The organism is Phyllobacterium sp. GQ127 (assembly GCF_059758635.1).
Window position 1 is genome coordinate 689,658 of the sequence record NZ_JCAXDZ010000003.1, and the last position, 21,038, is coordinate 710,695.

Sequence of the window (21,038 nt, forward strand, 5' to 3'; positions counted from 1 at the left end):
GGCTCACCAGAGACTGTCCAAATAAGGAGGCTATAATGCAAACGAATCCTTTTACCGAACTTGAATTCTCCCGTCTCGGCGCCGGTCAGGTAGCTTATCTGCGCAAGGTAAAGACCGATGATCTCGCCACCAGCTTTCCGGCTCTTCCGCCGATGGCGCCTGGTGTTGAGCTTTGGGCGCTCTTTGCAGCCAATGGAGATCCTATTGTGCTTTCCGATGAACGCGAAAACGTTCTTGTCGGCGCGCAGGAGCATGAATTGCGCACGGTGATGCTGCAGTAATTGTAAAAGCAAGCTCAGGAAAAGTGGGCACCGGTTTTCCGTTCGAGCTTGCGAAGACAAAAGCAAGCTCAGGAAAAGTGGGCACCGGTTTTCCGTTCGAGCTTGCGAAGACAAAAGCAAGCTCAGGAAAAGTGGCGCCGGTTTCCTAGCCCAGCTTGCAAAGCCAATCGATCGCGTGGGTCAGACTTTTACGGTCTGCTCCACGCGATCTTCCGCGCCAAAAATCTCCAGATATCGTTTTATCTCCGCAGGCTCGCCAGTGGCTTTCTTAGGATTATCCGAAAGCTTTACAGCCGGGCGGCCATTGGCGTAGCTGACTTTGCACACCAGCGAAATCGCATTTAACTGGTCGTTGAACCGTGGCGCACAATCTTCGAAATCATTGGTGAGATTGGTGCCCCAGCCGAAGCTCATACGCACTTTCCCATCGAAGTGGCGATAGGTTTCCTCAATCGTATCGACGTCAAGCCCATCGGAAAACACCAGCAATTTTTCGCGCGGGTCCTTACCCTTGGCTTTCCACCAAGCAAGGATTTTCTCGCCGCCTTCAATGGGCGGCGCGCTATCGGGTCGAAAGCCCGTCCAGTCTGCAACCCAATCCGGCGCATCGCGCAGAAACGCCGATGTACCGAAGGCGTCGGGAAGTACTATCAAAAGATTACCGCCATAATAGCGGTTCCAGTCCTGAAGCACCTTATAGGGCGATGCCAGAAGTTCTTCCTTGGTTTTGCTCAGTGCTGCCAGAACCATCGGTAGTTCGTGAGCGTTTGTTCCAAGCGCTTCCAGATCATTATCCATCGCCATCAACACATTACTCGTGCCGGTAAATGAAGCGCCAATGCCCTCCTTCAACGCCTCAACACACCAACGCTGCCACAGAAATGAGTGGCGGCGTCGGGTGCCAAAATCGGAAATTCTGATGTCGGGGAGAGCTTGCAAGCGCTCGACCTTAGTCCACATTTTGGCCTTCGCACGGGCATAAAGCACATCAAGCTCAAACCGCCCCAAACGCTTCATCGCCGCGCGGGAGCGCAATTCGTTGATGATTGTAAGCGCGGGAATTTCCCACATGGTGGTGTACATCCACGGCCCGTGAAAATTGAGTTCATATTGGCCATCGCGCTTGATCAGCTCGTATTCGGGTAGTTGGAAATTTGCCAGCCAACTCAGGAAATCCGGCTCGAATATCTGGCGCTTGCCGTAGAACGTGTTACCGCCGAGCCAGATCATCTCTTTCTTTGTGAAACGCACTTCCCGCGCGTGATCAAGCTGTTCGCGTAATTCCTGCTCGTCAATCTCGTCACTCAGCCGCACTTTAGTGGTGCGGTTGATGAGCGTGAAGGTGGCATCCACTTTTGGATAAACGCCCCAAATCATCTGAAGCATCAGGAGTTTGTAAAAATCCGTGTCGAGCAGGCTGCGGACGATGGGGTCCAATTTCCACGTATGGTTGAAAACACGCCGCGCTATATCGGTTTTGGTCGCCATCGAATGCTATCCTTACGAATATGTCGCCCGCCATGTTGCACGGCAGACCCCACTCATCAAGAAGAGCGACGGAGAAACTTCATTTCACGGGCAAAGTTGATTTGGACCGTTCAATTAAATCTTTGTAATCTCACCGATTTGTCATTAACGGCGACATCAAAGCGCTTTATTCTCTGCAACAGATAGAGTTGCTCTCTGCGGATCGCAGATGCACTTGACGAAAGTATTCGCTGGCTCCTTACCGGAACCGGCCTTGGAGTGTTGGATGAAGGCCTGGAAACAAATTCTGATTGCCATATTGGTTCTGGTTGGTGCTGGAGCTGGCTGGTTGTATTTTTCCCCAGGTTCCAATGAGCTGTTAAAGAAGGCCGGAGTTGTTCCGCCCTCCAATGCAACCGCCGAAACCGCGGCAGGCTCCGGCAGGCGGGGTGGCGGACAGAGTTTGCCGCTTGTCGTTGTGAAAACGGCAACTGAAGCCAAGATCAATGACCGGCTTTCAGCAATCGGTACCGGAAAAGCCAAAAGCTCCGTTTCAGTTACACCATTTGCAGCCGGCAGAATGACGGAATTGCTTGTCCAGTCCGGGTCAAAAGTCATGGCCGGTGACGTCATCGCCAAGCTTGATTCAGAAGCCGAGACGATTATTGCGGAAAAGGCTAGAAGTGCGCTCAAAGATGCGCAAAACAAGCTGAAGCGCGCTGAAAACCTCAGTACAACCAATACGGTGTCAGCCGTTCAGGTCTCTGATGCCGAACTTGCGGTGGAGAACGCGGCATTGGATTTGCGCGAGGCAGAGCTGGCCTTGGACCGGCGCGATATCAAGGCGCCCATCAGCGGCATAATCGGTATTCTACCTGTCAATGCGGGCAATTATATTACCGTTTCTACGCAGGTCGCTACGATTGACGACCGCTCAGAAGTTCTTGTCGACTTCTGGGTTCCGGAGCGTTTTGCGCCGTTGATTGCCGTTGGCGCTCCCGTATCTGCGAACTCAATTGCGCGCCCCGGCGAAACATTTCAAGGCTCGGTAAGCGCGATCGACAGCAGGGTTGATCCCGCCAGCCGTACCCTGCACGTGCAGGCACGCATCACCAATCCGAAAGATACGCTACGCGAAGGCATGGCTTTCCAGATATCCATTGCATTCCCGGGCGACATTTATGCTGCGGTGGACCCACTCTCGATCCAGTGGGGCACTGACGGTGCCTATGTCTGGAAGATTGCAGACGATAAAGCTAGCCGCGTTCCGGTTCGTATTGTCCAGCGCAATGCCGCCAATGTTCTGGTTGATGCGAATATTAAGCTGGGCGACGCGATTGTTACCGAAGGTGTCCAGTCGGTCCGCGAAGGTGGCACCGTTCACATTAAAGGGCAACCTGCGCCCAAACAAAACAGCGAAGAAGGTCCTCTCGCCTCCGCCGGCAAAGCTGGCTGAGGACGTCATGACAAAACAGAACGACAATCTCGATACAAGTTTTACCGCCCTTTTCATTCGCCGTCCGGTCATGGCGCTGGTGCTCAATGCCTTGATCGTGGTGGCTGGTTTGGCCGCCTATTATGGCGTTGACGTCCGCGAGCTTCCCGATGTGGACAGGCCGGTGGTCACCGTCTCCACAATATTTGAATCGGCTGCCGCCGAAACAGTTGACCGGGAACTGACCTCTGCAATCGAAGGCGCCGTGTCACGTGTCTCCGGTGTTAAATCCATCTCCTCGAGTTCTTCGTTTGGTAGCAGCCGCGTCACCGTCGAATTCAATGATGGCGTTGATCTGAACGTTGCCGCTGCCGACATGCGCGACGCCATCAGCCGTATCACCAACACGCTGCCCGAACAGGCCGATCCTCCGCAGATCGTCAAGGCGGATGCGAATTCCGATGCAGTTATGCGGCTTGCTGTTACGTCCGATACGATGGCGGTTGAGGATATGACAGTGCTGGTCGAAGATCAGATCGAAGATGTACTGGCCTCTGTCCCCGGCGTTGCCGATGTGCAAATCAACGGCGATCGCAACAAGATTTTCCGGATCGATATCGATCAGGGCAAGCTTGCAAGCCTTGGCATGAACGTCGCCGACATCCGCAATGCGCTGACGACCATGGCCTTTGATACTCCGGCAGGCCAGCTGAACAGCAATGACCAAAGCATTGTTGTGCGGGCGACCGCACCCGTTACCACGCCTGAAGAGTTCGAAAACATCATCATCAAAGGCCGCACGAAAATACGTGACGTTGCCACGGTGACACTTGGCCCCGACATTGGCACGTCAAGTTTGCGTGCCAATGGCAAGACCGGTATCGGCCTTGGTATTATCCGCCAGGCACAGTCCAATACGCTGGATATTTCGACAGGTGTCCGCGCTGCAGTCGCTCAGCTTCAGCAGACCTTGCCGGAAGGTGTTGATATTCGCGTTACCAGCGATGATGCAGATTTCATCAACGGCGCTGTCCATGAGGTGGAAATAGCGCTGGGCGTTTCGGTTATCATCATTATCGCCATCATCTACCTGTTCCTGTGGGACATCAGGGCGACTTTGATTCCGGCGGTCAGCATGCCGGTTGCATTGATCGGCACAATATCGGCGATCTATCTGGCAGGTTTTTCCATCAATATTCTTACGCTTTTGGCTCTGGTTCTGGCGACAGGTCTTGTGGTGGATGATGCGATTGTCGTGCTGGAAAATATTGTCCGCCGCCGTAATCAGGGCATGGGCCCACGCGCCGCTGCTGTTCTTGGCACGCAGGAAGTGTTCTTCGCGGTCATCGCGACAACGGTCACATTGGCGGCGGTGTTTGTGCCATTGTCGTTCCTTCCCGGCCAGACAGGCGGTCTGTTTCGCGAATTCGGCTTTGTTCTGGCCATCTGCGTGCTTCTCTCGGCGGTCGTGGCGCTTACGCTGTGTCCCATGCTCGCATCCCGTCTGCTGAGCGCGAGCGAGGCAAGTCATCATAAAGTTGCCCATGCACCGGGTGTGGTTGGCCGTATGGGCAATCGCTTTGGCGGCTGGTACAAATGGTTGCTGCATGCCTGTCTTGCTGCGCCCTGGATCGTGGTCATCGTGTCGATCCTTTTTGCCGGTGCCGCCTTTGGTGCATTCTCCCTGCTCAAACAGGAGCTGACGCCGACAGAGGATCGTGCAGCGACCTTCCTGCGCATAACGGCGCCCCAAGGTGTCAGTCTCGAATATCTCAATGATGAGATGCGCCAGATCGAAACATTGATCCAGCCTTTGCGTGATTCGGGAGAAATCGAGAATACGTTCTCCATTGCCGGGCAGAATGGCAACACCAATCGCGGCTTCATGGTGCTCAGCCTTGCCAAATGGAATGAGCGTACAAGGACGCAGCAAGAGATCGTGGCCGATGTTTCCAAGCGTGTGCGCGCAGTGCCGGGCATTCAGGTTTTTGCCTCGCAACCCAATTCGCTCGGTATTCGCGGCGCAGGCAACGGTCTCCAGTTTGCTGTCGTGGGCACCAGCTACGCCGAATTGGGCACGACTGCCGCCAAGATCGTATCCGAACTGGAAAAAGATCCAAGATTTGACAGGCCGCGTCTGACTAATGAACCAACCCAGCCGCAATTGGCTGTTACGATAGACCGCGAACGGGCCTCGGATCTGGGCATAGACATCACAGGTCTGGCACAAGCATTGCAGTCGGTACTGGACGGCTACAAGATCGGTTCCGTATACATCGAGGATCGCAGCTTCGACGTCAAACTCGTCTCCACCACTGATCCGATCAATGATCCAACCGATCTGGAAAATGTGTTCTTGCGAACCCAGGATGGCCGCTTTGTACCGATGTCGACGATTGCGCGACTGACGGAAGTCGCTGTGCCGCCCGCACTGACCCGTGAACAGCAAATGCGATCCGTAGCCATCACGGCAAGCCTGTCGCCTTCTTTCGCCCTTGGCGATGCCTATGCGCAGGCGCAGGCAATTGCCGAGCCATTGCTGCCAGCTGGATATCGTCTCATTCCTCTGGCCGAAGCTGCCACACTTGGCGAAAACTCCTCAAGCATGATCATCACATTTGGCTTCGCCATCCTGATCATCCTTCTGGTGCTCGCCGCCCAGTTCGAAAGCTTCATCAGCGCTGTGATCGTTATGGCCACAGTTCCGCTTGGGCTTGCCTGCGCGGTGTTTGCCATGGTGATCACGGGGACCAGCATGAACGTCTATAGTCAGATCGGCTTGGTGCTGCTTGTCGGTATCATGGCAAAGAATGGTATTCTTATCGTCGAGTTTGCCAACCATCTGCGTGATCAGGGCCGCAATGTCCGGCAGGCCATTGAGGAAGCGGCAACGATCCGTCTTCGCCCCGTCGTCATGACAATGCTCTGCGCGATTCTTGGCGGTGTCCCGCTGGTTCTCGCCAGCGGTGCCGGCGCGGAAGCCCGTATTGCGCTCGGTTGGGTCATCGTCGGTGGCCTTGGTCTGGCTACAGTCTCAACGCTGTTTCTCACACCAGTCGCTTATCTTCTTCTGGCGGGGTTCTCCAAGCCAAAGGCCGAGGAAGAGGCAAGGCTCCAGCGTGAATTGCTGCAGGTCAGTACAAAAGCACAACTCCCTGCCGAGTAAATATTTCGTCCAGTGCCCACAAACTTTAACTCTGACTGCAGGATGGCGTTGTGCGTGGTTCGACGGGCTCACCATGAGGAATGTTTTGCTCGCAAGATAGTCGCTAGCTCGCCGAGCCTGGTTCCTTAACATCTATTATTTTCCTCATGGTGAGCTTGTCGAACCAAGCACAGTAGGAGTGTAGTGAGACCGACAACACCCTCATAAGAATATGATTCTTGACCATTTGATAAAAAATTTGACCTTTTGTAAAAATATGCCATTCTTTCCATAACGGAGCCGGACGAACCGGCTCATCTGCAAATGGCTGTGATCCACGGGAACCGGACGCTGCCACAGATATGGGAGATGCCATTTCATGGGATCGATGGATTCAGGAATCCGTGACGTCAGGGCTGGCCGGCTCGCGAGCAGTGAGTATAGCGAGGTCTTTTCCGATCTGCATCCGCCGCTTTCGCGGCATGAGGCTTTCGTTGAGTCTGACCGTTGCTACTTCTGCTACGATGCGCCTTGCATGAATGCCTGCCCTACGGGGATAGACATTCCGCTTTTCATTCGCGAGATCGCCGCGGGAAATCCCACCGGATCGGCCAAGACCATCCTGAGCGAGAATATCCTTGGTGGTATGTGCGCCCGTGTATGCCCGACGGAAACGTTGTGCGAGCAGGCCTGTGTGCGTGAAGCGGCCGAAGGAAAGCCTGTAAAGATCGGCCTGCTGCAGCGTTACGCAACAGATTACCTGATGGAAAACGGCCAGCACCCTTTCACCCGCGCGGCTCCTACCGGCAAGTCTGTGGCAGTGGTCGGCGCAGGTCCGGCAGGGCTTTCTGCCGCTCATCGTCTGGCCATGTATGGCCATGATGTGACGATTTTCGAGGCCCGCCCAAAGGCTGGCGGCCTCAATGAATATGGTATCGCCGCCTATAAGAGCGTCGATGATTTCGCCCAGAAAGAACTGGATTTTATTCTGGAGATTGGCGGTATCACCATTCAGAACGACAAGGCACTTGGCAGGGATATCAGCCTTGATGCGTTGCGTGCCGGTTTTGATGCTGTTTTCCTTGGAGTGGGTTTGCCGGGTGTCAATGAGCTTGGCCTTGATGGCGAGGATGCGGCAGGCTGCATCGACGCTGTGGACTACATTTCCGTTCTGCGTCAGAGCAACGACCTTTCGGAAATCGCCGTTGGACGGGATGTCGTCGTCATCGGTGGTGGCATGACTGCCATCGACGTTGCAGTCCAGACGAAGCTGCTCGGCGCGGAGAACGTCATCATTGCCTACAGACGCGGTCCGGAAAGCATGAATGCCAGCGAGTTCGAACAGGAACTTGCATTGAAGAATGGCGTGATTATCCGCCATTGGCTGCAGCCGCGCGCATTGACACGCAATGAACGTGGCGAGGTTTGTGGCATCACCCTCGACTACACGACCATGAATGATGGCAGGCTGGAAACAACCGGCGAAAGCGTCACATTGGCCAGCGATCAGATTTTCAAGGCAATCGGCCAAATGCCCGCGGAAAAAATTCTTGCAGAAGCAGGTATGGCGCTTTCGCGTGGCCGTATCAGTGTCGATGAGGAGCGCCGTACATCAATTCCAGGAATTTGGGCGGGCGGCGATTGTATTGCCGGTGGTCAGGATTTGACCGTTGCAGGTGTGCAGGATGGCAAACTTGCAGCCGAGTCAATTCACCGCGCTTTATCGATGCAGCCGGAAAAAGTCAGCGGCTTTGCCGAGGCAGTCATTGCCAGCAATTCCGAACCCGCGACCACCTCTGCGCAACATCCTGCCAATCCAAGCCATATTAGCGGCTAAAGGAAACGATCATGGCTGACCTTTCATCGAATTTCCTTGGTATAAAATCTCCAAACCCATTTTGGCTGGCTTCGGCGCCTCCAACCGACAAGGCTTATAATGTCGAGCGTGCATTCAAGGCAGGCTGGGGCGGCGTTGTCTGGAAAACCCTTGGAGAAGAGGGGCCTCCCGTCGTTAACGTCAATGGCCCCCGCTATGGTGCGATCCATGGGCCGGACCGGCGCTTGCTTGGCCTCAACAATATCGAGCTCATCACGGATCGCCCGCTTGAGGTCAATTTGCGTGAGATGACCGAGGTCAAGAAAAAGTGGCCGGATCGTGCATTGATTGCATCGATCATGGTGCCTTGTGAAGAAGAGGCTTGGAAGGCCATCCTTCCACGTGTCGAAGAAACCGGATGCGATGGGATTGAGTTGAATTTCGGCTGTCCGCACGGCATGTCCGAGCGTGGCATGGGCGCTGCGGTTGGGCAGGTACCGGAATATATCGAGATGGTGGTGCGCTGGTGCAAGCAATATACGCGCATGCCCGTCATCACCAAGCTTACGCCAAATATCACCGACGTGCGTAAGCCAGCCCGTGCTGCCAAATCCGGCGGAACGGATGCCGTCTCACTGATCAATACGATCAACTCCATTGTTTCAGTTGACCTTGATACGTTTGCGCCCAACCCTTCCATTGATGGACGCGGTTCGCATGGAGGCTATTGTGGCCCGGCGGTCAAGCCGATAGCGCTCAACATGGTTGCGGAAATTGCCCGTGATGCGGAGACGCGTGGCCTGCCTATTTCGGGGATTGGCGGCATCACCACATGGCGCGATGCGGCAGAATTCATTGCGCTCGGCTGTGGCAATGTGCAGGTCTGTACCGCTGCCATGACCTATGGCTTCAAGGTTGTGCAGGAGATGATTTCGGGCCTATCCGACTGGATGGATTCACGCGGCTTCCGCTCCATCGAAGATTTCCGCGGTATGGCTGTGCCCAATGTCACCGATTGGCAATATCTGAATCTGAATTACATCACCAAGGCGCAGATCGATCAGGACCTATGCATCAAATGTGGTCGTTGTCACATCGCCTGCGAAGACACATCGCATCAGGCGATCACATCAATGGTCGATGGTGTGAGGCACTTCGAAGTCATCGATGAAGAGTGTGTTGGATGTAATCTGTGTGTGAATGTCTGCCCTGTAGAGAACTGCATCGATATGGTGCCTATGCTCTCGGGAGTCGATCCGCGCACCAAAACACCGGTTCAGCCAGACTATGCCAACTGGACGACGCACCCTAACAATCCAATGGCAAAAGTTGCGGCGGAGTGATGGGTTAGCCGTAGTTCTATTTAAACTTATGGCAACCCAGTTTGTGCGTGGTTCGACAAGCCCACCATGAGGAAAGTCGTAATTGGCAAGGGAGCCCAGCTCTGTTGCGATGAAGGCTGGCTTTGCAGCACCTACAACTTTCCTCATGGTGAGCTTGTCGAACCACGCAGGAGAGCAATGCAATCGAACGCGGCACTATCTTATTTCAATCGCGCGGGCGGATGCCGTTGAGAATTATGCTCAGAACTGCCTGCGCGGTTTGTTCGCGAAAGCCTGGACGGCCAACTTGGCTACCCATAATAGCGCGAACCTGTACGTCAAAATCCGCATAATGCTGAGTGGTTGCCCAAATCATGAAAATCAGATGATAGGGGTCAACCGGAGCAAGTTTGCCTTCGCCAACCCAGCGCCGAATGACGACGGCTTTTTCGTCGACCAGCGGTTTCAAATGCTTGGCCAGAAAGTCACTGATCGCCGGTGCGCCATGCAGCACTTCATTGGCGAACAGACGCGATGCTTCCGGATGGCTTTCGGACATTTTGATTTTGAGCGTGATGTATTTGCGCAATTGCTCGATCGGGTCGCCCGCCGGATCAATATCAGCGAGCGGGGCAAGCCATTCCGTCAGCGTTTCTTCCAGCAGCGTCACATAGATATTTTGCTTGCGTGGAAAATAATAAAGCAGATTGGGTTTTGACATGCCGGCCTTGTCGGCAATCTGGTCGATAGTCGTGCCCCGGAACCCGTAAGTGGAAAAAACATCAAGCGCCGCATCAAGGATCAAACGGCGGTTTATTTCCTGGATACGGGTTGTTCGTTCCGGGCCGCCATTCGTTTTCTGCTTCGCAGCTTTCGCCATTTGCTGATTGCTCCACCCACCCGCGACAAAATGGCAATTCCGCTTGTCCCGGCAACGGGTTGAAATGCCTATAAAGCGCTTGACCACCTAACTATGCTCTTCTAGCCTGCATTTTGACCAACTAGTCAAGTTTTTGGCAATTGGTTTTTGAATCCCCTTAAAGGTTCAATCATTCGGGAACACAAAACAAGCGGTAATATCCGCAATCAGGAGGCTTCGTCACATGTCTAAAACGGCAATGGGGACAAACAATCTCGACGCGTTCTGGATGCCTTTTACGGCAAACAAGCAGTTCAAGCAAAATCCCCGCCTTCTCGTCAGTGCTAAAGACATGCACTATAAGTCTCATGATGGGCGCGAGATCCTCGATGGAACTGCCGGTCTCTGGTGCTGCAATGCGGGCCATGGGCGCCCCAAGATCGTCGAAGCCGTTCAAAAGCAAGTTGCAGAGCTTGATTATGCGCCTGCATTCCAGATGGGGCATCCCAAGGCCTTTGAACTAGCCGCGCGCCTGGCTGCCATGCTGCCATCGCCGCTTAACCATGTGTTTTTCACCAATTCCGGTTCTGAATCGGTTGATACGGCGCTGAAGATCGCGCTAGCCTATCATCGCGCTAAAGGCAATGGCACCAAGGTCAAGCTGATTGGCCGCGAGCGCGGTTATCATGGCGTTGGCTTTGGCGGTATTTCCGTCGGCGGCATTTCCGGCAATCGCAAGACCTTTGGCAATGCTTTAAGTGGCATTGACCATATTCGCCATACGCATGATCTGGCGCGAAATGCCTATACGCGCGGCGAGCCTGAATATGGCGTTGAATTTGCCGATGATCTGGAAAAGGTCATTGCGCTGCACGACGCGTCAAATATTGCGGCCGTCATTGTAGAGCCGGTGGCGGGTTCGACTGGCGTTCTCATTCCGCCAAAGGGCTATCTCAAGCGCCTGCGCGAGATTTGCACCAAGCACGATATTCTCCTGATTTTCGATGAAGTAATCACCGGCTTCGGCCGTCTTGGTGCACCATTTGCGGTAGATTATTTCGGCGTGGTGCCTGATTTGGTGACAACCGCCAAGGGTATCACCAGTGGCGTTATTCCGATGGGCGCGGTTTTCGCTTCGTCGGACATCTACCAGGCCTTCATGAATGGTCCGGAAAATCTGATAGAGCTTTTCCATGGCTACACTTATTCCGGCCATCCGGTCGCTTGCGCAGCGGCTCTCGCAACGCTCGACACCTATGAGGAAGAAGGCTTGTTGACCCGCGCATCGGAACTGTCCGATTATTGGGAGAATGCTCTGCATGCGCTGAAGGGACTGCCGAATGTCATAGACATTCGCAATCTCGGGTTGATCGGCGCCATCGAACTTCAACCCATCGACGGCGCCCCGACAAAACGGGCATTCCAGGCTTTCCTCAATGCATACGAAAAGGGCGTGCTGATCCGCACGACTGGCGACATCATCGCCTTGTCTCCGCCTCTGACAATCAGCAAAGGACAGATCGATCATCTGTTCGATACGCTCGCCGATGTGTTGAAGAACTTGGCATAGGAGCGGGCAAATGTCGCTGACGGGAAATCTTCGGATCAATGGCGACCGCCTTTGGGATAGCCTGATGGAGATGGCCAAAATCGGGCCGGGTCTGCGCGGTGGCAATAATCGCCAGACCCTGACCGATGAGGATGGCGAGGGCCGCAGGCTGTTTCAATCCTGGTGTGAGAAAGCCGGCATGACCATGGGCGTAGACACCATGGGCAACATGTTCTTCACGCGTGAAGGAACAGACCCGGATGCGCTGCCGGTCTATGTCGGCAGCCATCTCGACACACAGCCGACGGGTGGAAAATATGATGGTGTGTTGGGGGTTCTCGGCGGACTGGAACTGATCCGCACGCTCAACGATCTTAATATAAAGACCAAGCATCCTATTGTTGTTGTCAACTGGACCAATGAAGAAGGCACACGCTTTGCCCCGGCCATGCTGGCGTCCGGTGTATTCGCCGGTATTCATGATGAGCAATGGGCCTATGTTCGCGAAGATGCCAAGGGCAAGAAGTTTGGCGACGAACTGGAGCGAATCGGCTGGAAGGGTGACGAGAAAGTCGGCGCCCGTAAGATCCATGCGCTGTTCGAACTGCATATTGAGCAGGGACCCATTCTGGAAGCTGAGGGCAAGGATATCGGCGTTGTCACCCATGGTCAGGGCCTGTGGTGGTTGCAGATCACATTGACGGGCAAGGAAAGCCACACAGGCTCAACCCCAATGCCTATGCGAAAAAATGCGGGCCTCGGCATGGCGCGCATTACCGAACTGGTTCACGCCGTCGCTATGGCCCACCAGCCAAATGCGGTTGGGGCAATCGGCCATGTCGATGTTTATCCCAATTCCCGCAATGTCATTCCGGGCAAAGTCGTGTTCACGGTTGATATCCGCTCGCCAGACCTTTCGACGCTTTCCGCAATGAAAACGGAAATTGAGGCGAAGGCACCGGAGATTGCCAAGGAGCTTGGCCTCGGCATCGAGATTGAAGAAGCCGGGCATTTTGATCCCGTTACCTTCGACGAAGGCTGCGTCACTGCCGTGCGCAACGCTGCGGAGCGGCTTGGCTACAGTCACCGCAATATTGTTTCCGGCGCCGGACATGATGCCTGCTGGATCAACCGCGTTGCGCCGACGGCGATGGTAATGTGCCCTTGCGTGGATGGCCTCAGCCACAATGAGGATGAAGAGATTTCGAAAGAATGGGCTGCTGCCGGTACAGATGTCCTGTTGCATGCGGTTCTGGAGACGGCGGAGATTCAAGCCTGACCTAGCAACCACATATGCAACATGTTCGGCAAAAGACCAAAAAGGGGAACGAACACAATGCTTGCGAAACTGATCAAAGGCGGAACAATTATTGCCGCTGACCGCACTTATAAAGCGGATGTGCTGATTGATGGCGACAAGATCGCTGCCATCGGCTCAGATCTTTCCGGCCAGGACGCCAATTGCGAAATTATTGATGCAACCGGTTGCTTTCTCATGCCCGGCGGTATCGACCCGCATACGCATCTTGAAATGCCTTTCATGGGCACCCACTCCAGCGATGATTTTGACACCGGCACCGCCGCGGCGCTGGCAGGTGGAACAACGATGGTTGTCGATTTTGTGCTCCCCGGCGAAGACGGGTTGCTTGCCGCCTTGCAGGACTGGTTCCAGAAGGCTGGCAAAGCGCGCACCGACTATTCCTTCCACATGGCGATAACCGGATGGAACAAGCAGATCTTCGACGAAATGCCCAAAATCGTTGAACGCGGCATCAATACGTTCAAGCACTTCATGGCCTATAAGGGCGCATTGATGGTGGACGACGATGAAATGTTCGCCTCCTTTCTGCGCTGTGCCGAGATCGGCGCCATGCCGCTTGTCCACGCGGAAAATGGCGATGTGGTTGCCCATCTCCAGCAGAAGCTCCTCGCCGAAGGCAATACCGGACCGGAGGCTCACGGCTATTCGCGCCCGCCCGAAATAGAAGGTGAGGCGGCTAACCGCGCCATCATGATCGCCGATCAGGCAGGCGTGCCGCTCTATATCGTGCATGTTTCCTGCGAACAGTCCCATGAAGCCATTCGCCGCGCGCGTGCCAAGGGTATGCGCGTCTATGGCGAACCTCTGATTCAACACCTTGTTCTGGATGAGAGTGAATATAAAAATGAGGACTGGGACTATGCCGCGCGCCGGGTCATGTCGCCGCCTTTCCGTGACAAGATCAACCAAAATGGATTGTGGGCTGGCCTTGCATCGGGAAGTCTTCAGGTCGTGGCGACAGACCATTGCGCCTTTACCACCGAGCAGAAGCGTTTTGGTGTCGGCGACTTTACCAAAATCCCAAATGGCACTGGTGGTCTGGAAGATCGCATGCCCGTGCTTTGGACCAAAGGCGTACGTACCGGCCGCCTGACGCCAAATGAGTTTGTCGCGGTAACGTCGACCAATATCGCCCAAATTCTTAATATCTACCCGCGCAAGGGAGCGATCTTGCCGGGTTCTGATGCGGATATTGTTATCTGGGACCCCAATGCAACCAAGGTCATTTCTGCAAAGTCGCAGAAGTCGGCCATCGACTATAATGTCTTTGAGGGCATTGAAGTGACGGGCCTGCCGCGCATCACTATTTCGCGTGGAGAGATTGCCTATAGGGATGGCGAAGTGCTTGCGCCGACGGGCAGCGGACGCTTTGTCGAGCGTGAGGCCAACCCCTCTGCCAGCCGCGCACTTTCCACTTGGAAGGAACTAACCGCACCGCGTAGAGTGGATCGCGATCCGAAGAACATTCCGGCAGGCGTATGATGACAGTCGTCGCGCTCCGACCCAAGGCGAAAATAATGGCTGATGCGGCGCCAAAAAATGTAATTGATGTCAAAGACCTTTCGCTGGTCTTCCAGACCAATGATGGCCCCGTCAATGCTTTGTCGAACATCGACCTTGCAGTTAACAGCGGCGAGTTCGTTTCCTTTATCGGCCCTTCCGGTTGCGGAAAGACCACCTTGTTGCGCGTGATTGCCGATCTGGAGCAGCCCACCTCGGGTAGCATATCGGTCAATGGAATGACGCCATCGCAGGCGCGCGAAAAACGTGCCTATGGATATGTTTTCCAAGCGGCCGCGCTCTATCCTTGGCGCACCATTGGCGGCAATATTTCCCTGCCACTGGAAGTGATGGGCATACCCAAGGAGGAGCGCAAGGCGCGGATCGCCAAGAATCTCGAGCTGGTTAATCTGGCCGGTTTTGACAAGAAGTTTCCATGGCAATTATCAGGCGGCATGCAGCAACGCGCATCCATTGCCCGCGCCCTGTCTTTTGATCCCGATATGCTTTTAATGGATGAGCCCTTCGGTGCGCTGGATGAAATTGTCCGCGATCACCTCAACGAACAATTACTGAAGCTTTGGGCCAAAACGCAAAAGACAGTCATCTTTGTAACCCACTCGATTCCCGAGGCAGTTTTTCTCTCGACAAAGATCGTTGTGATGAGTCCGCGTCCGGGCCGGATACACGAAATCATCGATTGCAATCTCGGCTCTGAGCGGACGTTGGATATTCGCGAAACACCGGAATTTCTGGAAATCGCTCACCGCGTACGTGAAGGCTTGCGGCACGGTCATTCCTATGATGAGGCTCATTTGTGATGAAGGAGCGTCAAGGCCTTGCAGCCGTGCTCCACGACAGGGTGATCCCGGTCGGAACCATCCTTTTGGTTATCATCGCACTCTGGTATGTTTTTGCCATCATTCTCAACGCGCCATTCGAACGCGACCAGGCGGCGCGTGCCAATACGACCATCTCCACGAGCCAGTTAGTTGCCAATACGATGGCGCAGGAACGGCCGGTTTTGCCTGCGCCGCATCAGGTCGCTGCTGAAATTCGCAAGACAGTTTTCGATATTGCACCAACGTCAAAGCGTAGCCTGATCTATCATGGCGGTGTCACTCTATCGTCCACGCTGCTCGGTTTCGCATTCGGCACTTTGCTTGGTATTCTTCTGGCGATCGCTATTGTGCATTCGCGCACGCTCGACAAAAGCCTGATGCCTTGGATCATCACCTCGCAAACCGTGCCGATCCTCGCCATTGCCCCGATGATTATCGTCGTGCTCAACGCGGTCAATATTACCGGGCTTTTGCCAAAGGCAATGATCTCGACCTATCTGTCGTTCTTTCCGGTGGCTGTTGGTATGGTCAAAGGTCTTCGCTCACCCGAAATCATGCACCTTGATTTGATGCGCACCTATAACGCGTCGAAGGCACAGATATTCTGGAAACTGCGTTGGCCCGCCTCCATGCCTTATCTTTTTACCTCAATGAAAATTGCCGTTGCCATCAGTCTGGTTGGTGCCATTGTCGGTGAATTGCCCACTGGAGCTGTGGCGGGTATCGGGGCACGCCTGCTTGCCGGCTCCTATTACGGTCAGACCGTGCAAATTTGGGCTGCCCTTATCGCTGCCGCACTCATGGCGGCCGTTCTTGTCAGCCTTATAGGGGTAATCTCGACGCTTGTTAACCGGCGAATGGGAGTGCGGCCATGAGGTTTTCGCGCTCTCCTTTGGCCATTGCTGCCTTTGTCTTGTCCGCTGCGGCTCTTGTGGTCCCGACAGGTGCGGGTGTTCAAACCACATTATCCTATGCAACGCCGATCATGCTCTTTGTCGCTGCCGCGGTGGCGCTGTTCGCTTCTGCATCCACCTCGTCTACCATTGCGCTGCTGCTATTGGTGCATGTCTCGGCCTATTGTCTGATATCGTTGCTCAGCTTGATGGGTCCGGCAGGGGCGCTGCTTGGTTATTGGTGCATGGTTGTGGCGGCATGGCTTTTGGCTTGGCTGACAGTGCAGCGGCTTGCAAGCTGGCGTGTCTCATCGCCAGATGGTCAGCGTCTGATCAATCTGGCATTGCCGGTGCTGTTCGGTGCTTGGCTGCTTATCCTTTGGGAAGTCGTGGTGCGCGGCTTCGGTGTTCCTGCAATCCTTCTGCCGCCACCATCAATGATTGCCGCGCGTATCGCGGCTTCCGTGCCCACGCTCTGGGCGGACTTCCAACAAACCTATCTGAAGGCCGCGGTTGCCGGTTATGTCATGGGCTGCGGCTCGGGTTTCCTGGCCGCGATTGTCGTTGATCGCGTGCCCTTTCTGCGCAAGGGGCTTTTACCCATTGGCAACCTGGTGGCAGCGCTGCCCGTCGTTGGCATTGCTCCGATCATGGTCATGTGGTTCGGTTCCTACTGGCAGTCCAAAGCCGCTGTTGTTGTTATCATGACGTTCTTCCCGATGCTGGTGAACACAGTTGCCGGGCTTGCTGCCTCGGGCGCCATGGAACGTGATCTCATGCGCACCTATGGTTCAACCTATGGTCAGACATTGCTCAAGCTGCGTCTACCCGCTGCCATGCCGTTCATCTTCAACGCGCTTAAAATCAACTCGACTTTGGCGCTCATCGGCGCAATTGTTGCCGAGTTTTTCGGCTCCCCCATTGTCGGCATGGGTTTTCGCATTTCCGCAGAAGTTGGCCGCATGAATGTCGATATGGTCTGGGCGGAAATCTTTGTTGCCGCCCTTGCTGGTTCACTTTCCTATGGACTGATTACCCTTATCGAAAGGGCCGTCACTTTCTGGCATCCTTCCTACCGATCCTGAACATTTAAAAACAAGAACAGAGGAGAACTGAAACATGAAGAAGACCATTGCACTCTCGTTGGGACTCGCCATCAGCACCCTGATGGCCGGCTCGGCGCTGGCCGCCGATAAACTGACGCTTCAGCTCAAATGGGTCACGCAAGGGCAGTTTGCTGGCTATTATGTGGCTAAAGATAAGGGCTTCTATAAAGAGGCCAATCTGGACGTCGAGATCAAGCCGGGTGGCCCCGACGTTGCCCCGCCGCAAGTCATCGCTGGTGGTGGTGCCGATGTTGTTGTCGATTGGATGCCTTCCGCGCTTGCCACGCGTGAAAAGGGTCTTCCTCTTGTCAATATTGCCCAGCCGTTCAAGCGCTCCGGCATGATGCTGACCTGCCGCAAGGAAACGGGCATTACCAAGCCTGAAGACTTCAAGGGCAAGACGCTGGGTGTCTGGTTCGGCGGAAATGAATATCCGTTCCTGTCATGGATGAACCATCTTGGCCTGAAGACCGATGGCGGGCCGGAAGGCGTCACAGTTCTCAAACAAGGCTTCAATGTTGATCCCCTGATCCAGAAGCAAGCCGATTGCATTTCCACTATGACCTATAATGAATATTGGCAGGTAATTGATGCGGGCATTCCGGAAGATCAGCTCGTCACTTTCAAGTACGAGGATGAAAAAGTAGCAACGCTGGAAGACGGTCTTTATGTGCTCCAGAAGAGTCTCGATGATCCGGCAATGGTCGAAAAGCTGGCCCGCTTCGTCAAGGCTTCAATGAAGGGCTGGGAATATGCACGGGCCAATCCGGACGAAGCTGCTGAAATTGTGCTTGAGAATGATGCCAGCGGGGCCCAGACAGAGAAGCACCAGAAGCGCATGGTTGCTGAAATCAATAAGCTGACGGAAGGTTCAGACGGCGTGCTTGATACGGCAGCTGCCGACCGGACTGTGGAAACCTTGCTTGGTGGTGGTTCAGACCCGGTTATTACCAAGAAGCCGGAAGGTGCCTGGACAACAAAAGTTACTGATGCAGCGAAGTAAAATGTAAAAATGCAGCCCTTGGTAAAAGGGCTGCATTTTTGTTGTGCGTGGTTCGAACCACGCACGATATTACTGCCAATCATCTCACTCCCAATGGTCGGGAATCTGCCTTACAGCACCGCGTGCAGCGCTTGTTGCCATTGCGCCATAAGCACGCAGTGCAGTTGTGACCTTGCGCTTGCGCTTTTCTTCAGGCTTCCAGGCGGCTGAGCCCTTGGCTTCCATATGCGCACGGCGATCGGCAATGACCGCATCATCGACGGCAAGGTGAATCTTGCGGTTCGGGATGTCGATGTCGATTACATCGCCTTCCTGCACCAGACCGATCAATCCGCCTTCGGCTGCTTCCGGAGAAACGTGGCCAATGGAAAGTCCTGACGAACCGCCGGAGAAACGCCCGTCAGTGATCAAGGCACAAGCTTTGCCGAGGCCCTTGGATTTCAGATAGCTGGTTGGGTAGAGCATTTCCTGCATGCCCGGGCCGCCGCGAGGACCTTCATAACGGATCAGCACAATATCGCCCGGCTTTACGCCGCCGTTCAAAATACCAAGAACGGCGGTATCCTGACTTTCAAAAATGCGCGCAGGACCGGAGAACTTCAGAATTGACTCATCAACGCCTGCCGTTTTGACGATACAGCCATCTTCGGCAAGATTGCCGTAAAGCACAGCCAAACCGCCATCCTTGGAATAGGCATGTTCCGCATTGCGGATAACGCCCTTTTCGCGATCCAGGTCAACATCGGCAAAGCGGCGATCCTGGCTGAATGCAACCTGGGTAGGAACACCGCCCGGCGCTGCCTTGAAGAAATCATGGACAGACTGGTTCTTGCTGCGCATCACATCCCAGCGATCAAGCGCTGCGCCGAGATTTGCTGCATGAACGGAGTAAACTGAGGTATCAAGCAAACCTGCCCGATCAAGCTCGCCAAGAATGCCCATGACGCCACCCGCATGATGTACGTCTTCCATATGCACATTGGCAACAGCAGGAGCCACCTTGCACAGTACGGGAACGCGACGGGAAAGCCGGTCAATATCGCTCATGGTGAAATCGACTTCGCCTTCATGCGCCGCCGCAAGCAGGTGGAGAACAGTATTAGTCGAACCGCCCATCGCGATATCGAGCGTCATCGCGTTCTCAAAGGCGGCAAAGGATGCGATAGCGCGTGGCAGCGCTGTTTCATCATCCTGTTCGTAGTAGCGACGGGCCAGATCAACAATGAGGTGCCCGGCCTCGACAAACAGTCGACGGCGATCCGCATGGGTAGCCAGCGTTGAACCATTGCCCGGTAGGGACAAGCCCAGCGCTTCGGTCAGGCAGTTCATCGAATTGGCGGTGAACATGCCCGAGCAGGAACCGCAAGTCGGGCAGGCAGAGCGCTCAATAGCCGTTACTTCCGCATCGGAAATGCGGTCATCAGCAGCGGCAACCATGGCATCAACCAGATCGAGCTTCTTTTCCTTGTCATCCCAGGTAACCTTGCCGGCTTCCATCGGGCCGCCGGAAACGAAAACGACAGGAATGTTCAGCCGCAAGGCTGCCATCAGCATGCCGGGCGTGATCTTGTCGCAATTGGAAATGCAGACCATAGCGTCGGCGCAATGGGCATTGACCATATACTCAACGCTATCGGCGATGATCTCGCGCGATGGCAGCGAATAGAGCATGCCATCATGTCCCATGGCGATGCCGTCATCGACTGCAATCGTATTGAATTCCTTGGCAACACCGCCCGCGCTTTCGATTTCACGCGCCACCAACTGGCCAAGATCTTTCAGATGCACGTGGCCAGGCACGAACTGAGTGAACGAGTTTACGACGGCAATAATTGGCTTGCCGAAATCCTCGTCCTTCATACCGGTGGCGCGCCAAAGGCCGCGGGCACCGGCCATGTTGCGGCCATGTGTGGTTGTACGTGAACGATAGGGCGGCATTTTCAAACTATCCTGATAGTGAATTGCAAAAGAAACAATCTATAGAAGAACAGCTTCTTAGGCAAAGAATGGAATTTTGTTACCCGAATGCGGTGTTTTTATTGCAAACATTACATAGGGGACATTATTATCGCATGAAACGAGACTTAATGTCTCGGTTATCCGCTTAAAATTGCTGCCTGAGGGTCAAAATGCCGTGAAAGTCATGGTCGTCAGCGAGCGAGCAATACCTTGGATGTCGAGCACATTGTCATTAATGAACTTGCCGACATCCTGGTCTTCGGGAATGTATATCTTCGCCAGCAGATCGAAATTGCCGCTGGTCGAATAGAGTTCCGAGACGATCTCGCGCTCAAAAAGGGCAGCCGCAACTTCATAGGTTTTGCCAGGGAAGCATTGCAACTGCAGGAATACGGGTTTCATTCATATGCTCCGGAGGGACTGATTGGTTGCGGCTAATCTATTTGGGTTGCAGGGATAGCGCAATCACAGGTTTTCACGCGGAGCTTTCCAGCCGATTTAATAAACAATACAGCCGCCAATAAAAAGTGACCGCGTCGG

The 21,038-nt window shown here is 54.5% G+C and carries 16 protein-coding genes; 12 read left to right on the plus strand and 4 right to left on the minus strand.

Features of this window, described 5'->3' with window-relative positions:
• Window positions 1-35: 35 nt before the first annotated feature.
• Window positions 36-281, plus strand: a complete 246-nt coding sequence (locus AC6CHM_RS15435; protein ID WP_115054634.1) for a BQ00720 family protein — start codon at window positions 36-38, stop codon at window positions 279-281.
• Window positions 282-461: 180 nt separating this feature from the next.
• On the opposite strand, the gene pncB is transcribed toward AC6CHM_RS15435, so the two are convergent.
• Window positions 462-1,769 (minus strand): nicotinate phosphoribosyltransferase, encoded by a 1,308-nt coding sequence (pncB, locus tag AC6CHM_RS15440; protein ID WP_498173656.1) that lies wholly within the window; start codon window positions 1,767-1,769, stop codon window positions 462-464.
• Window positions 1,770-2,034: 265 nt separating this feature from the next.
• Here pncB and AC6CHM_RS15445 point away from each other — a divergent pair, with 265 nt between their 5' ends.
• From AC6CHM_RS15445 to preA, 4 genes are all read left to right on the plus strand, one after another.
• A complete protein-coding gene (locus AC6CHM_RS15445) occupies window positions 2,035-3,204 on the plus strand; it encodes an efflux RND transporter periplasmic adaptor subunit (protein WP_307281850.1) in 1,170 nt (389 codons plus the stop codon).
• A 7-nt stretch (window positions 3,205-3,211) separates the two neighbouring features.
• Complete coding sequence (locus AC6CHM_RS15450; RefSeq protein WP_498173657.1) at window positions 3,212-6,349, plus strand: efflux RND transporter permease subunit; 3,138 nt, start codon at window positions 3,212-3,214, stop codon at window positions 6,347-6,349.
• A gap of 358 nt (window positions 6,350-6,707) precedes the next feature.
• Entirely contained in the window at window positions 6,708-8,165 is a 1,458-nt protein-coding gene (locus AC6CHM_RS15455) for an NAD(P)-dependent oxidoreductase (protein WP_498173658.1), read from the plus strand.
• Between the two features lie 11 nt (window positions 8,166-8,176).
• Window positions 8,177-9,487, plus strand: coding sequence for an NAD-dependent dihydropyrimidine dehydrogenase subunit PreA (gene preA, locus AC6CHM_RS15460; RefSeq protein WP_115054639.1), 1,311 nt, complete (start codon window positions 8,177-8,179; stop codon window positions 9,485-9,487).
• Between the two features lie 205 nt (window positions 9,488-9,692).
• Here preA and rutR read toward each other — a convergent pair whose 3' ends face one another.
• Window positions 9,693-10,346, minus strand: coding sequence for an HTH-type transcriptional regulator RutR (rutR, locus tag AC6CHM_RS15465; protein WP_115054640.1), 654 nt, complete (start codon window positions 10,344-10,346; stop codon window positions 9,693-9,695).
• A 223-nt stretch (window positions 10,347-10,569) separates the two neighbouring features.
• Here rutR and aptA point away from each other — a divergent pair, with 223 nt between their 5' ends.
• The 7 genes from aptA to AC6CHM_RS15500 are packed head-to-tail and all read left to right on the plus strand — an operon-like array spanning window position 10,570 to window position 18,539.
• A complete protein-coding gene (gene aptA, locus AC6CHM_RS15470; RefSeq protein WP_498173659.1) occupies window positions 10,570-11,895 on the plus strand; it encodes an omega-aminotransferase AptA in 1,326 nt (441 codons plus the stop codon).
• Between the two features lie 10 nt (window positions 11,896-11,905).
• Window positions 11,906-13,153 (plus strand): Zn-dependent hydrolase, encoded by a 1,248-nt coding sequence (locus AC6CHM_RS15475; RefSeq protein WP_354342951.1) that lies wholly within the window; start codon window positions 11,906-11,908, stop codon window positions 13,151-13,153.
• 57 nt (window positions 13,154-13,210) lie between these two features.
• Complete coding sequence (gene hydA, locus AC6CHM_RS15480) at window positions 13,211-14,677, plus strand: dihydropyrimidinase (protein WP_498173660.1); 1,467 nt, start codon at window positions 13,211-13,213, stop codon at window positions 14,675-14,677.
• Entirely contained in the window at window positions 14,677-15,516 is an 840-nt protein-coding gene (locus AC6CHM_RS15485) for an ABC transporter ATP-binding protein (protein ID WP_115054811.1), read from the plus strand. The genes hydA and AC6CHM_RS15485 overlap by 1 nt, the downstream gene beginning before the upstream one ends.
• Entirely contained in the window at window positions 15,516-16,412 is an 897-nt protein-coding gene (locus AC6CHM_RS15490; RefSeq protein WP_115054643.1) for an ABC transporter permease, read from the plus strand. Before AC6CHM_RS15485 ends, AC6CHM_RS15490 begins: the two co-directional genes overlap by 1 nt.
• Window positions 16,409-17,515, plus strand: coding sequence for an ABC transporter permease (locus AC6CHM_RS15495; RefSeq protein ID WP_498173661.1), 1,107 nt, complete (start codon window positions 16,409-16,411; stop codon window positions 17,513-17,515). The genes AC6CHM_RS15490 and AC6CHM_RS15495 overlap by 4 nt, the downstream gene beginning before the upstream one ends.
• Window positions 17,516-17,549: 34 nt before the next feature.
• Window positions 17,550-18,539: an ABC transporter substrate-binding protein gene (locus AC6CHM_RS15500; protein WP_115054644.1), complete on the plus strand. Its 990-nt coding sequence runs from the start codon at window positions 17,550-17,552 to the stop codon at window positions 18,537-18,539.
• Between the two features lie 84 nt (window positions 18,540-18,623).
• On the opposite strand, the gene ilvD is transcribed toward AC6CHM_RS15500, so the two are convergent.
• Entirely contained in the window at window positions 18,624-20,477 is a 1,854-nt protein-coding gene (ilvD, locus tag AC6CHM_RS15505) for a dihydroxy-acid dehydratase (protein WP_115054645.1), read from the minus strand.
• Window positions 20,478-20,663: 186 nt separating this feature from the next.
• Window positions 20,664-20,900 (minus strand): Lrp/AsnC ligand binding domain-containing protein, encoded by a 237-nt coding sequence (locus AC6CHM_RS15510; protein ID WP_008127661.1) that lies wholly within the window; start codon window positions 20,898-20,900, stop codon window positions 20,664-20,666.
• Window positions 20,901-21,038: the final 138 nt, after the last annotated feature.

Bases quoted from the DNA above. Each gene is read 5' to 3' on its own strand.
- AC6CHM_RS15435 (WP_115054634.1), top strand. From the start codon at position 36: ATGCAAACGAATCCTTTTACCGAACTTGAATTCTCCCGTCTCGGCGCC.
- pncB (WP_498173656.1), bottom strand. From the start codon at position 1,769: ATGGCGACCAAAACCGATATAGCGCGGCGTGTTTTCAACCATACGTGG.
- AC6CHM_RS15445 (WP_307281850.1), top strand. From the start codon at position 2,035: ATGAAGGCCTGGAAACAAATTCTGATTGCCATATTGGTTCTGGTTGGT.
- AC6CHM_RS15450 (WP_498173657.1), top strand. From the start codon at position 3,212: ATGACAAAACAGAACGACAATCTCGATACAAGTTTTACCGCCCTTTTC.
- AC6CHM_RS15455 (WP_498173658.1), top strand. From the start codon at position 6,708: ATGGGATCGATGGATTCAGGAATCCGTGACGTCAGGGCTGGCCGGCTC.
- preA (WP_115054639.1), top strand. From the start codon at position 8,177: ATGGCTGACCTTTCATCGAATTTCCTTGGTATAAAATCTCCAAACCCA.
- rutR (WP_115054640.1), bottom strand. From the start codon at position 10,346: ATGGCGAAAGCTGCGAAGCAGAAAACGAATGGCGGCCCGGAACGAACA.
- aptA (WP_498173659.1), top strand. From the start codon at position 10,570: ATGTCTAAAACGGCAATGGGGACAAACAATCTCGACGCGTTCTGGATG.
- AC6CHM_RS15475 (WP_354342951.1), top strand. From the start codon at position 11,906: ATGTCGCTGACGGGAAATCTTCGGATCAATGGCGACCGCCTTTGGGAT.
- hydA (WP_498173660.1), top strand. From the start codon at position 13,211: ATGCTTGCGAAACTGATCAAAGGCGGAACAATTATTGCCGCTGACCGC.
- AC6CHM_RS15485 (WP_115054811.1), top strand. From the start codon at position 14,677: ATGACAGTCGTCGCGCTCCGACCCAAGGCGAAAATAATGGCTGATGCG.
- AC6CHM_RS15490 (WP_115054643.1), top strand. From the start codon at position 15,516: ATGAAGGAGCGTCAAGGCCTTGCAGCCGTGCTCCACGACAGGGTGATC.
- AC6CHM_RS15495 (WP_498173661.1), top strand. From the start codon at position 16,409: ATGAGGTTTTCGCGCTCTCCTTTGGCCATTGCTGCCTTTGTCTTGTCC.
- AC6CHM_RS15500 (WP_115054644.1), top strand. From the start codon at position 17,550: ATGAAGAAGACCATTGCACTCTCGTTGGGACTCGCCATCAGCACCCTG.
- ilvD (WP_115054645.1), bottom strand. From the start codon at position 20,477: ATGCCGCCCTATCGTTCACGTACAACCACACATGGCCGCAACATGGCC.
- AC6CHM_RS15510 (WP_008127661.1), bottom strand. From the start codon at position 20,900: ATGAAACCCGTATTCCTGCAGTTGCAATGCTTCCCTGGCAAAACCTAT.